Origin of the sequence: Streptomyces decoyicus, assembly GCF_019880305.1 — a bacterium.
Classification (GTDB): Bacteria; Actinomycetota; Actinomycetes; order Streptomycetales; family Streptomycetaceae; genus Streptomyces; species Streptomyces decoyicus.
This window is the reverse complement of record NZ_CP082301.1, coordinates 132,772-144,738: the sequence shown is the minus strand read 5'-3', so window position 1 is coordinate 144,738 and position 11,967 is coordinate 132,772. Positions and strand designations below refer to the sequence as shown.

Genomic DNA, 11,967 nt, shown 5'->3' with positions numbered 1-11,967 from the left:
AGCACTCGGAAAGGAAGATCACAGTGAACGACAGGGAAGAGGCTGCACAGAACGACCAGGGCGCTGCGAAGGTCCAGGTGCAGCTCACCGGCTGCCCGCCCGAGGACGCCCACACGGTCTTCACTGCGCTCGACACCCTTTTCGTCTCCGACCGGACGAAGGACGACGCGCCCCGGGAGTTGGAGGGGGCGGGGGCGGCTGTGTGGGCCGCGACCGTTGACGTCTCCGACGGGGCGGCAGAGGCAGCACCGTGCCGGCTGACCGGATCGGTGTCGGTCACTGTTCAGGGCAGCTATTGGGCGGCCGACCGACTGCGGGCAGGCCTGGGGTCCGCCTTCACTGTCCAGGAGGTCGGGTCGACATCAGGCGACCAGGAGCAGGAGATCCAGCTGCGACTCGACAACCGCGAGGCGTAAGACGGCTCCTGACAGCTGTCAGCGCTACGGAGCAGCATCATCCGGATGGGCAGCGGCCACGACGGCATGGCCCGTGGTCGGCAGTTTCAGGCGCAGCCGACTCTCTACGCGTCCACAGCTGGGCCGATCCCCGCGGGTGTGGGGAGGAGGGACAGATCCCACACACCGGATGGTCTTCGCCTGAGGCAAACGGCTTGCTCATAACGAGCACCGTAGCGGGGCACCTGCCTGTCCCAGGCCGGAACCACGAACGAGCAACGGCGCTCACCCCATAGCGAAGGGGTGAGCGCCGTTTGCACTTCACAGGCCGTCAGACCTGTTAGACCTGTAGACCTAACGGGGCCAACTGTTTTCAGGTATCGCGCCTCCGACGGCAGGACATTGCTCGGCCACGGCAAAGGCCGGCGATGCCGAGCCGGACGTCGCCGGTCAGCCGCCGCCGGGGCCACCACCCTGTCGAAAATGGGTCTCAGGCATCCGGTTGTCGTGCTTCAAAGCCTCCTTCGTCCCCAGGCGAGCCCAGACCAAGAACGTCCCCAGGCCCACAGCCAGCAGACCGACCGGAACGAGTATCGCGAGAGCCCACTCGGGCATGCCGCCTCCCTCTTAGCGTCTCCTGACCTGCCAAGCGCCGTGCCACCACGGTAGAACCCACCACTGACAACGACGCCCAGGAAAGGCGAACGGGGACGAGACCGTGTTCTCCGGAGGGGCGAGGAGCGCACGAGCGTTCGGGGTCCGCGCCGGGCTGCTCGTGGACACGTTCCTTCAGAACTGCGACGCCGGGGGCCAGGCGCAGGCGGCGGATCACCTCGCCCGGCAGAGCGTGCAGGTGACCGGGCAGCCGGTCGGGGCGGCTGTGTGGCAGCCGTGCCCTCGACGTACCTCGTCTGCGCTCAGGGCCGTGGCACCCCACCGCGGCCGCAACGCGAGTTCGCCCGCCGGGCCGGCAATGTCGTCGAGCTCGACGCCGGGCGCCGGCTGTTCCTGTCCCAGCCTCCAGCGGGTCCGGGACCTGCTGCTGAGCCTGCGACGGTGCCAGTAGACCGTCGTGAGTGGCGGGGAAGAACTGCTGGCGAGGGCCTACTTGGCATACAACGGGCAGGGCGCCGACGGTCCGGTCCCGGCCGCGGTCTTCGCCAGAGCGGCGTCGGCGTCAGCGTCGGTGGCCTTCAGCACGGTGCGGTAGTTGCCGATCAGTGCCTCGACGATCTCCCGCTCGGCAAGCTGATCGGCCCGGACGTTCCATTCTCCTACAGTGGACGTTTACCGCTGGGCGCATCTGTCTACCGAAAGGCAGAGGCGGAAAGCGTCGTGTTCTTCGGCGGAAAGGGCAAGAAATCTCCTGGCACGGGCTGTTTGGTGGGTGGCCGGTGCCGATGCAGGCCCCGCTTCCTGCAATTTCGTTGACCGGGAAGTGGTACTTGCGGAGTAGGCCTGGTGGTAGATGTGTAGCGCGCCATGCTGGGTGCACAATGTCGCCCCGGAGCAATGGAACAGGTTGGCGCTAAGCAACGATCCGCCCGCCTAACGTCGGCCGCGCGGTTTATGGCAAGCGGCGTGGTGATGAGAACCGGCTGTTTCGTGCCCTGTTTCTGCGACGGCTCGCACCACCCTGTGCGAGAGCCACAGCAACGCGGGTGGCTAACACCTGCACGAAGCAGAGGAGATAAAGCCATGGCGAATCCATTGTCCGCCCCGCGCGGGACGCCTTCCCGAGGAAGCAGCAGCGCCGCGCTGGCTGCGGCCCTGCTGGTGGCAGTGACCCTGGCGGGCACTGTGTCACCGGCCGCGGCGGCTGACGGCCCCACCGAGGCGAAGCTGTACGCGTCCGATGAGATCGTCGAGAACGAGATGAAGGGTAAGGCGCCCGTCGCGGACTCGGAAAGCGTGATGGGCTATCCGAAGGGCCTCGACCGGGACAGCAAGGGCAACCTGGTGCCCGTCACCCAGGAGGATGTGAAGGCCAGAGTCCACTACGAGCCCGCGCAGGCGCTCACGGACGCTAAAGCCGCGGCGAAGAAGTGGTCGGAGAATACGGACAACAACTCCGACGCCAGGGAGATGATCAAGCAGCTGGCGGAATAGGTAAGGACACCCGAGATGACAACATCGCGACGGCCATGGCTGAGGTGAACTCTTCCGCGTCGTTCTGCGAAGGCGTCAATTCCGGCGGGCACCAGAACGGGGCCAAGGCCAATCCGTGCGTCTTCGTCGGCAAGCTCGACACGAAGGCAGATTCCAAGTGGCCCAAGCTGAGCACTGGCGCCGCCCTCGCGGGCGGGGGCAAGAAGACGTACAAGACGTCGGAGCAGATTACCGACGAGAGCAGCACAACCGCAGGCTGGCAGGTGGGCGGCAAGGTCACGCCCAAGGTCAGTATGGCTCCCGGAGGCGACGGTGGTAAGGGGGGCGAGTTCCCCATTGAGGGCAGCTTCACCTACAGCGTCTCCTCCACCTCCCTGAACCGGAAAATGACCTCAACGGAGGAGGATTACGAGGCGACCTTCCCAGCCGACAAGTGGGGTGAGCTGCAAGGCCGGCGCGCCGGCGCCTTCTACCTCGGCTACCTCTTGGTCGACTACAAGGCGGTTCCCGGGGCCCCCGGCACCGGTCCGGAAAAGGAACACATCAAGGCGATTCCCGCCCGGGTCTTCGTCCAGTCCCCCAAGGCAGAAGTCCCACTCGCGTACTTCAACATGCAAAAGCCCCAAGCGCAGTAGCCCCGGCCCGGCACCCGCAGACCGGTGGTGGACCGCCCGCGCCCACTACGGCGCCGGGGACCCGGGCACGATGTGGCGCCCTTCCCTCCACGCTCTCCACGGCCCGCTTCGGGCCGTGGAGAGCTTCTTCGGTCGTCGGCCGTTTTACGCGGCGCGTAGCTCGTGCGGAACAGCTCCTGAGCGCGTCGCGGCCGGCGCCGACACGTCGCTGACGGATGCCGCCGGGCGGCCCGGTGCGTTCGGCGGCCGCCCCGTCCCGGACGGACGTTCCGGGCCCGCCACCCGATCGGGGACGGCTGGCGGGACCAGTAGAAGGCATCGGCGACTTCGTCCGTCAGCTCGCCCACAACGCGACGCACAGCCTCGACGACAAGGCCGGCGAGTCGCCCCCGCACCCCGTCGAGATGCCGTCCGTTCGGAACTGGGCCCAGCAGCCGCACGGGAACGGACCGAGCATCGACTTCTGAGCCCAGCCCGGCACGCACCCGTGCGACAAGCACCCCCTAACGGGCAACACCTGGACCGACCCGATCCTGCGTGGACCGTGCATGCCGACGGCAGAGCCACTCCGCTGGCCTCGGATGTATCCGGCGGCATGCGATGCCCCCAAGGACGTTCACGAGTACCGGATTTACCACCCGGCCGTCACCGCGGCCGCCGTCGTCGACGAGCTGGGCGTCGCTGACCACCGTCATGAATTGGCTGGGCCCAGCTGCGGGGCCGGCGCATCGCCGACCTGGTCGAAGCTGCCCCCTCCTTGTCCGGGTATCCGAGTCGTGCCACCGCGGCGTCGAGGGAGCCGACGACACCCCATCGGCAAGAACGCCAGCCCCGAAGGCCAAGGGATCCGCTACCTCAGCACCGAGGTGCAGCCGAAGCCGGCCGACGTGCTGGACGCCCTCGCCGACGGCCGCCGCGATAGGAAGCGCTCGGCGAGTTAGGGGGCCGAGGAACATCGGAGCGAAAAGCGGCACTTGACCGTCTGTGACGTCTGCCGCCGATAGTGGCCCGCTATCCGTGCTACCGCTCACCGTGAGCTGCGGTTCAGGCGGTTCGATATGCACGAAGCGGACCCGTGATCTGCGGCATCGGATCCCGGAGGCCTTGGTGCACGTTTTGACGGTCGATGTTCCTCAGCCCCCAACTCCCTCATCTGGGTACACCACCGTGCTCGCCCTGTCACCATCAGAACCGTGACGGAGACACAGGCAGCGCTGTACGCCGCAGCGGTTGGCGCGCTCTCTGCGCTCGTAGTCGGGTGCATAGCCGGTTGGGCAGCACTCCGGCAGGTAACGAAGACCGCAGAAGCTCAACGAGAACAAGCCGACTGGCAGCTTCGCAGCGAGGACTACGCCAACTTCGTCCGTGCCATGTTTCGCTTCCGCGCTTCCGCAGGCCATGCTGCGGAGTCATCGCAGCTCTCTGCGGATCTCGCGAACGAGGTGCGTGCTCTATACGGGGATCTCGCCAACGTCGCAGCAACGCTCAGTATGCGCGTCGCCGCAGATCCCGTGATGGACGCCATGATGGGCTTGGTGAACTGCGCCTATGCTCTGCACTCGCGGGTCACCGACCGTAGACAGCTGTACCTGCCCTCGCGTGATGCCGCGATGGATCGGTTGCTCGAACAATTCGAGGACGCGGAATTGGCTGTACGCAAGGCCTTTCGCGACGATCTGTGGGGAGGGAAGCCTCTGCGGCGCAGCAGGAGGCCCGCGGGAACTTCGATCGATCCTTAGCGCCGGTCTCGTTCCGATGTGCCTCGACCCCCGGTTACCGGCCTGGGGTCCTACGGCGGGAGGGAGCGCTCCGATGTCTGATGCCACGATCTGGCTCCCTGAGGTAGCCAAGCTGGCCGCCATCGCGGCCGCCGGGGCCTCTCTGTGTGTGCCACGGACGCTGCTCGCCCTACGGGAGCGCGGGGAGGCGAACGCGGGCCGTGTCGGCCCACGCATTGATCCGAAGCCCGATGATCCGCACCGCGCATCCGGACGGACGCTGACGGGCGGCGGCCCTGCTGGCTTGTGCGTACCGTCGAAGCCATGCGATCGCTCTGGCAAGGAACGCTCTCTCCTTCGGCCTGGCCACACTGCCCGTGAACCTGTTCGCGGCAACCGAAGACCATGGCCCCGGCCTCCATCTCGTGCATGCCGCCGGCGGCGGCCGCATCCGCCACCGGCGGGTGTGCGAGCTCGATGGCCGTGACGTCGGACCGGAGGAGACCGCCCATGGCTGGGAGGCACCCGACGGCCGCACGGTGGGCATCCAAGACGCCGGCCTGGAGGCCCTGCCGCTGCCCACGAAGCGAGCGATCGAGGTCGCCGGATTCGTCGACGCGGACGACGTCGACCCGCTGTTGTACGCGCGTCCGTACTGGGTGGGCGCCCACGGCCCCGGAGCGCAGAAGCCGTATGCGCCTCTCGTCGAAGCCCTGGCCCGGTCCGGCCGGCTCGCGGTGTGCAAGGTGGCCCTGAGGTCGCTTCTCTGAACTGAGACCGCTGCGTGTCGCACACAGCAGGCAGGCAACGATGCTGCGGGGCTAATCACCGCGGTTAGCCGCGACCAGCGCCACCACAAGCGAGCGTGTTGTTGGCGGCCCCGCCGGTGATGGGGATCAGCGATTTTCCCCAGTGTTACTCGGGTTCCCCAGTCGATTCAGCAGTCAACTGTGGTGCCACGGATGCGAGAACCATGTCTGGCGAGGGCGAGGGCTGCGGCGGTGCAGGAGAAGCCGATCAGTGCGCCGAGGGTGTTGTTGGTGAGGTCGTTGATGTCGGCGCTGCGTCCTGATCGGGTCAGGTACTGGGTGACCTCGATTGTGAGGGAGCCGAGGAATCCGAAGAGAGCGGCCTGGTACCAGCGCACCGGGAGCAGGGCTAGCAGGAGGCCGCCGGGGGCGAACATGAGCACGTTCAGCACGGCGTCCTTGATGTCCGCCGCGTTGGTCAGGTCCAGTGGCTTCAGGTTGAGGTCCTGGCCGCCGCCGGGGGGGTCCCGAAGGTGAAGTAGACGACGCCGACTGCCCAGAACCACAGCAGCCCGAGGGCGACCCGCTGCGACATCTGCCGAGGGCTTCTGCGCCGGCTGGTGACCGTACAGAGGGCGACACCACCCAGAACGCCGATAAGGAAGGCGATCGGGAAGAACATGGCGAGACGCTATCAGTCGATCACAAGAGACTCTTTAGAAGTCATCTCATTTGGTGAGTCTGCGATAGCAGATGAGGGTGCAGGCGATGCTGGTGAAGGCGAGGAAGTGGGCGATGGGCAGTGGCCCCGGACGGGCCGAACGACGTGGAAGGCAACTGCTGCCAGGTACAACCCGACGTCGTCACGAACACGATCGCGGCCAGCACCTCCCGGTCACCGTGCCGACGCCGGCCACCAGCCCCTCCCCACATCAACCCAAACGTTCAAGCACAGGCAGTTACGCGTGCGCGCGTAAGGAAGGCTCCGGAGTCCGCCCGTTCGGTCGCCATCCAGGAAGCCGCACCGGAGCCGCCGGGGCCGTACCGGCGGCGGCGGAACACTCGTTGGACCAACTCCCAGAGCCCGGGGAATCGGTGGTGTGTCTGTGCCCGGCCCCCACGGGTGTGCTCCTCAAGCAGGGCGCGGGCCCATGAAACGCGCTGGCGCTCAACCTGCCTCCGGCGTAACGCCGTGTTCGTTGTCGGCGGGCGGGGAGGGGTCGAGCAGGGCGGTGTCGCGGTCTTTGTGAGCTGCGCGGGTAGGCGGCCCGAATCGTCCTTCGTGCTGTCCCAGGAGGCTCGCGATCTCGGCCGCTGGCCGGCCGGTGTGCAGGCAGACCACGTCGGTGATCAGATCGTTCAGGGGTGGCCAGGGCATCATGCCGTGGTCGTTGTAAAGACTGACGAGCCCGTGCAGGGCGGTCCAGAGCATGAGGCCGGCCTGTGCTTGTCGTTCCGCCGTGGGCTGCTTGCGTTCCGGGACGGCAGCGGCCGCGAGGGAGGTCACGACGGCGGTGAGCGGTTCGGCGCCGGCGCCGTGGGCCGAGCCGGGAACCAGGTCGGCGGGCATGCGGCCGCCGAAGAGGGTGCGGTAGTGGCCGGGTTGGCCGACACCCCAGTGCACGTAGGCGGCGCACCGCGCGGTGAGGTCGGCCAGGGGGGCGGGGCCGGCGACTCGTGCGGCCTCGTCCATCAGCCGGGCCAGTTCCTGGTAGCGCAGCCGTAGGACGTGCTGGATCAGTGCGCTGAGGTCGGTGAAGTGGCTGTAGATGCTGGCCGGTGCCACTCCGACCTCGCGTGCGACCTGGCGCAGGGTGAGCGTCTCGGGCTGGTCGAGCGTGGCCAGCAGCTTGGCTGCCGCGTCGACGAGCTGGGCTTTGAGTACCTCCCCCTGCCCCCGCGGATTGCGGCGGCGGGGAACGGACGGCTCCTGAGACGACACCTTGGCCCCCCTTCCTACCTGGGTGAACAGATAAACAACACACGTTCACCTTACCTGGGTCCGCGCCTTGACACCGCTAACCAACGGTTGTTTACTCAACTCACCAACAGTTGTTTAGTCAGGAAGTGGAAGATCATGCGCATCGCCATACTCGGAGCTTCGGGCCGCACCGGCGGCACCCTCCTCGACCTGGCGCTGGATCGCGGTCACGAGGTCGTGGCCCTGGTCCGCACACCGGTCCGGGTGAACGTGCCAGCGTCCCGGCAGGCGGAGAACCGGCAGGCGGACGTCACCAACCCGAACAGATTTCCCGCCCTGAGCGACATAGACGTGGTGGTCTCGGCCATCGGCATCAGCAAGGGCGACGGCCCAGGCGCACTGACTGCCGGCGCCAGGCGGCTTGCCGCAGCGGACGTCCGCACCGTGTGGCTGGGGGCCCTGGGCTCGGGTGTCTCCAGCCGGTCGGGAGGACTCATCTACGCGGGCGTGATGCGGATGTTCGTCGGATCGGAACTGCGGGAGAAGGCCGAGGCCGACGAGATCGCGCTGAAGGCCGGCGCCACGGTCTTCCACGCCCCGGACGTCACCGACGGGCCCCTCAGCTCCACCCGCCGCATCGTGCCGCTGGCGGACCTGCGCCGCCCGCTGCTGCCGCCCCGGATCTCCCGGATCACGCTGGCATCGCTGCTGCTGGACGAGGCGGAGTCAGGCAAGCAGGGAAACGGCATCGTCGTGCCCCTCGCCTGACCACCGGCCCGACAGCCCGGCACCCCCCGAACGCGGGCCGGGGACGCTCGCGACCGCAGGGGCGCGGAGAGCCGTGACGGCCGGAACGCACGCGCCACGGAGAGACAAAACCAAACCACCGCCTCCGGCGCGCGCCCACACACAAGCCGTGTCTTCGCCGTCGGCCACCGCGGAAACCCTGGTCAGATCGCCCGAGCAGGTCGGACACCGCCAGGCACAGCATCCATTGGAGGATCATGAGCAACTTCACCGGAAAGGCCGGACTCGTGACGGGCGCCGGCAGCGGAATCGGCCGTTCGGCGGCAATCGAACTGGCCCGCCAAGGCGCCGGCGTCACCGTCACCGACATCGACGAGGCCACTGCGGCCGCGACCGCCGAGATGATCCGGAAGGACGGCGGGAAGGCGTTGGTACTGCGCGTAGACATCGTCGACGAGGACGCGGTGCGCACGGCCGTAGAGCGCACGGTCGAGGCGTACGGCGGTCTCGACTTCGCCGTGAACAACGCCGGCCTGGACTCCCACCACCGGCAGCTGGACCAGATGAGCCTGGAGGAGTTCGAGCGGGTGACCCACGTCAACATGGGCGGAACCTTCCTGTGCATGAAGTACGAGCTGCCCGCTCTGGAAAGCCGCGGCGGAGGCGCGATCGTCAACGTCGCGTCCAACGGCGGTCTGTACGCGATCCCCACCGCCCCTGCCTACGTCGCCGCCAAGCACGGTGTGGTCGGCCTGACGAAGGTCGCCGCGGTGGACTACGCGCCGCGCGGTATTCGCGTCAACGCGGTCTGCCCCGGCCCGACCCGCACGCCCGGGTTCGAACGGGTCGCGGCCGGCACCGGCCTGATCGCGATGCAGGAGGCGATGACACCGCTGGGCCGGATGGCGACGCCGGAAGAGGCGGCCGCGGCCGCGGTCTGGCTCTGCTCGGACGCCGCCTCGTACATCACCGGGATCGCGCTGTCGGTGGACGGCGCACGACGGGCATAAGAAGTCATCTCATTTGGTGAGTCTGCGATAGCAGATGAGGGTGCAGGCGATGCTGGTGAAGGCGAGGAAGTGGGCGGCTTTACGTTCGTGGCGTCGGTGCAGTCGCCGACAGTCCGCGAGCCAGGCCATGGTGCGCTCCACGGTCCAGCGGTGACGGCCTAGCCGTTGCGAGGACTCAAGTCCCTTGCGGGCGATGCGGTGGATGATGCCGCGTTGACGTAACCATCGCCGCAGGTGAGCGTAGTCGTAGCCCTTGTCCGCGTGGAGCTTTTCCGGCTTGCGCCGTCGGCGTCCGCGTCGCGAACGGATCGGCGGGATGCCCTTCACCAAGGCCGGTGCTGTCGACCAAGACGATCGACTGGGACCTGATCCGCCAGCAGTACGACCAGATCGTGAAGTACACCACTGCCCTGCGCCTGGGCACCGCCGAGGCCGAGCAGGTCCTGCGCCGCTTCACCCGCGGCGGGCCCAAGCACCCCGCCTACCGCGCGATCGAGGAACTCGGACGGGCGGTACGGACGGCGTTCATCTGCGACTACCTCGCCGATGCGGACCTACGGCGCGAGATCAACGACGGCCTTCACGTCGTGGAGAACTGGAACAGCGCCAACCACGACCTGTTCTACGGCAAGGACGGCGACCTGACCGGCTCCGACAAGGAGTCCCAGGAGGTCTCCATGCTCGCCCTGCACCTGTTCCAGTCCACGCTGGTGCACGTCAACACCCTGTCCTCCAGGACATCCTGAGCGAGGAGAAGTGGCAGAAGCGGCTCACCGACGCCGACCGGCGCGCCTGTCCCCGCTGTTCTGGACCCACGTGAACCCCTACGGCCGGTTCGAGCTGGACATGAACTCCCACCTCGCCCCCGCCGCCGCAGCGGCCACGCTCCCCGGTCTCCGAACCGCGCCCGAGGCGGAAACAAATCGCGACGTCCGGTTCTTATGCTCCACCGTCCATGCCAGATGTTTCAGACGGTCAGGCCGGCGCTGACCAGCCAGATGTGTTCGCAGGTCGAGGATGCCTTTTGCAAAATCTCGCGGGACTCCTGCGAGGCGTGGTAGAAGGACCGCTCGATCATCCAGCACAGGGCGCGTGCCATCGCCGACGCTTGTTCCGGTTCGGTGCCGGCCTGAATGCCGGCTCGTTCCAGGACAGCGGTGATGGCTGTGATGAACAAGTCGGCTGTACGGCTCCACAGCTCGCCGATCTCCGGCACAGTCAGGGACAGGTCGATCGCCGTGCGCATGACCAGGCCGTGCTCGTTCCACAGTTCGACCGTGCGCCGCATGGCTGCCGCGATGGCCTGGCGCGGCTCATCGGCCTGCGCGGTGACCCGGGACCGCTCCCACAGGTGCTCAACCGTCCGGGCCACGAGCGCCGTGACCACTTCTTGCTTGGAGCCGAAGTAGAAGTACAGGGCGCCGCGTGTGATGCCGGCGCCCTGGGCGATGTCGCCGACGGTCATGGCGTCGTAGCCCTTCTGCGCCAGCAGAGCTTCGCAGGTGTCCAGAATGGCCCGCTCCCGGACATCGCCCTTGCGTTCGGCGGCGCGTCGGCTTCGCGCGGGGTGGTGGCCGGGCATCAGAGCTGAGCACCCTCGGCGAAGTCGGTCGTACGGGAGAGCGTCTCCCATGTGCGGATGTCCTCGTCCACGGCCGTGCGCGCGGCGGTGACCAGTCGTAGCGCGTCCGAGCCCAGGACGAGGTGGGCCGGCGGCTGGTCCACCGTCGTGATGTGCACGACGGCTTCCCCGGCCTTGGCCGGGTTGCCCAGTTGGTTCCCGCTTGCCTTCTGCCGCGCTTCGCGGATGGGGGTGAACAGCTCGTCGTAGTCGTCGATGGACTGCGCGGTGCGTGTCATGGACCGTCCGGCCCAGTCGGTGCGGAAGGAGCCGGGCTCGATCGCCGTCACGTGGATCCCGAACTGCGCGACCTCCTTGCCCAGCGCCTCAAGGATGCCTTCCAGCGCGAACTTGCTGCCGCAGTAGGCGGACATGCCGGGCACGGCCATGAGCCCGCCCATGGAGGTGACAGCCATCAGGTGTCCGCGGCGACGCCGGCGCATGTGGGGCAGTGCTGACTGCAGGGTGGCCACTGCCCCGAGTACGTTGACCTCGAATTGCCGCCGCACCTCGGCCAGCGGCGTCTCCTCGAAGGTGCCCTCCAGGCCGTAGCCGGCGTTGGCGATGACGACATCCAAAGCTCCGACGCTCTGCTCTACCTCTGTGATCACATTCGAGACGGCGTCGCCGTCCGTCACGTCCAGGATGCGGCCGTGAGCGTGCCCGGGTTCGAGCTCTTCGAAGGCCCGCAGGTCCTTCTCCGAGCGGACTGTACCGACGACGGTGTGCCCGGCGGCCAGGGCCGCTTGGGCGAAGGCACGTCCGAGGCCCGTGCTGACGCCGGTGATGAGCCACTTCTGTTCCTGCATTGTTCCTCCAGCTGGGACTCGGAAGGAGCCTGGTTGCTCCCTCACCTCAAATTCTACACGGCGTCGATTTTTATCATCGCCATGCAGATTCTGGTGACGCCTTACGGCTCCTCCGCCAACCACCCCATGGCGATCTCGTCCTTTGTGTGAGCAAGATCAAGAAACGGCCACCGGACCCCGTCCGCCCCTTGATCGGCTCTCAGAAACCGTTCTCACGCAAAAGCGGGACGGACCCCCTCCGAGACTTGCATTG

At 67.5% G+C, this 11,967-nt stretch carries 13 protein-coding genes and 2 pseudogenes; 8 read left to right on the top strand and 7 right to left on the bottom strand.

Annotated features, from left to right (window positions below; genetic code table 11):
• Positions 1–23 precede the first annotated feature (23 nt).
• From K7C20_RS00610 to K7C20_RS00590, 5 genes are all read left to right on the top strand, one after another.
• Positions 24–416, top strand: coding sequence for a hypothetical protein (locus K7C20_RS00610; protein WP_030075472.1), 393 nt, complete (start codon positions 24–26; stop codon positions 414–416).
• Between the two features lie 1,677 nt (positions 417–2,093).
• Positions 2,094–2,504 carry a hypothetical protein gene (locus K7C20_RS00605; protein WP_150127252.1) on the top strand — a complete coding sequence of 137 codons (411 nt, stop codon included), beginning with the start codon at positions 2,094–2,096 and terminating at the stop codon, positions 2,502–2,504.
• A gap of 35 nt (positions 2,505–2,539) precedes the next feature.
• Positions 2,540–3,139 carry a hypothetical protein gene (locus tag K7C20_RS00600; protein ID WP_030075470.1) on the top strand — a complete coding sequence of 200 codons (600 nt, stop codon included), beginning with the start codon at positions 2,540–2,542 and terminating at the stop codon, positions 3,137–3,139.
• A 1,193-nt stretch (positions 3,140–4,332) separates the two neighbouring features.
• On the top strand, positions 4,333–4,878 hold the full coding sequence (locus K7C20_RS00595) for a hypothetical protein (RefSeq protein ID WP_209443944.1): 546 nt from the start codon (positions 4,333–4,335) through the stop codon (positions 4,876–4,878).
• A 275-nt stretch (positions 4,879–5,153) separates the two neighbouring features.
• Entirely contained in the window at positions 5,154–5,627 is a 474-nt protein-coding gene (locus K7C20_RS00590; protein ID WP_078953249.1) for a Ku protein, read from the top strand.
• A 167-nt stretch (positions 5,628–5,794) separates the two neighbouring features.
• Here K7C20_RS00590 and K7C20_RS00585 read toward each other — a convergent pair whose 3' ends face one another.
• From K7C20_RS00585 to K7C20_RS00570, 4 genes and pseudogenes are all read right to left on the bottom strand, one after another.
• A complete protein-coding gene (locus tag K7C20_RS00585) occupies positions 5,795–6,058 on the bottom strand; it encodes a VanZ family protein (protein ID WP_052414230.1) in 264 nt (87 codons plus the stop codon).
• Positions 6,059–6,099: 41 nt separating this feature from the next.
• Positions 6,100–6,288, bottom strand: coding sequence for a hypothetical protein (locus K7C20_RS00580; protein ID WP_052414229.1), 189 nt, complete (start codon positions 6,286–6,288; stop codon positions 6,100–6,102).
• Between the two features lie 41 nt (positions 6,289–6,329).
• A pseudogene (locus K7C20_RS38920) lies at positions 6,330–6,524 on the bottom strand (transposase); the annotation flags it as partial.
• Positions 6,525–6,774: 250 nt separating this feature from the next.
• Positions 6,775–7,548 carry a TetR/AcrR family transcriptional regulator gene (locus tag K7C20_RS00570; RefSeq protein ID WP_078953251.1) on the bottom strand — a complete coding sequence of 258 codons (774 nt, stop codon included), beginning with the start codon at positions 7,546–7,548 and terminating at the stop codon, positions 6,775–6,777.
• 135 nt (positions 7,549–7,683) lie between these two features.
• Between K7C20_RS00570 and K7C20_RS00565 the strand changes: the two genes are divergently transcribed.
• Both K7C20_RS00565 and K7C20_RS00560 read left to right on the top strand, forming a co-directional pair.
• Positions 7,684–8,295: an NAD(P)-dependent oxidoreductase gene (locus K7C20_RS00565; protein WP_030075464.1), complete on the top strand. Its 612-nt coding sequence runs from the start codon at positions 7,684–7,686 to the stop codon at positions 8,293–8,295.
• A gap of 236 nt (positions 8,296–8,531) precedes the next feature.
• Complete coding sequence (locus K7C20_RS00560; protein WP_030075463.1) at positions 8,532–9,284, top strand: SDR family NAD(P)-dependent oxidoreductase; 753 nt, start codon at positions 8,532–8,534, stop codon at positions 9,282–9,284.
• Positions 9,285–9,293: 9 nt separating this feature from the next.
• On the opposite strand, the pseudogene K7C20_RS00555 reads toward K7C20_RS00560, so the two are convergent.
• Positions 9,294–9,614 (bottom strand): annotated as a pseudogene (locus tag K7C20_RS00555) (transposase); the annotation flags it as partial.
• Between the two features lie 5 nt (positions 9,615–9,619).
• Between K7C20_RS00555 and K7C20_RS00550 the strand changes: the two are divergent.
• Positions 9,620–10,030: a Tn3 family transposase gene (locus K7C20_RS00550; protein WP_209443945.1), complete on the top strand. Its 411-nt coding sequence runs from the start codon at positions 9,620–9,622 to the stop codon at positions 10,028–10,030.
• Positions 10,031–10,251: 221 nt separating this feature from the next.
• Here the strand turns inward: K7C20_RS00550 and K7C20_RS00545 are convergent, their stop codons facing one another.
• Both K7C20_RS00545 and K7C20_RS00540 read right to left on the bottom strand, forming a co-directional pair.
• On the bottom strand, positions 10,252–10,866 hold the full coding sequence (locus K7C20_RS00545) for a TetR/AcrR family transcriptional regulator (protein ID WP_030075462.1): 615 nt from the start codon (positions 10,864–10,866) through the stop codon (positions 10,252–10,254).
• Complete coding sequence (locus K7C20_RS00540; RefSeq protein WP_030075461.1) at positions 10,866–11,714, bottom strand: oxidoreductase; 849 nt, start codon at positions 11,712–11,714, stop codon at positions 10,866–10,868. The genes K7C20_RS00545 and K7C20_RS00540 overlap by 1 nt, the downstream gene beginning before the upstream one ends.
• Positions 11,715–11,967: the final 253 nt, after the last annotated feature.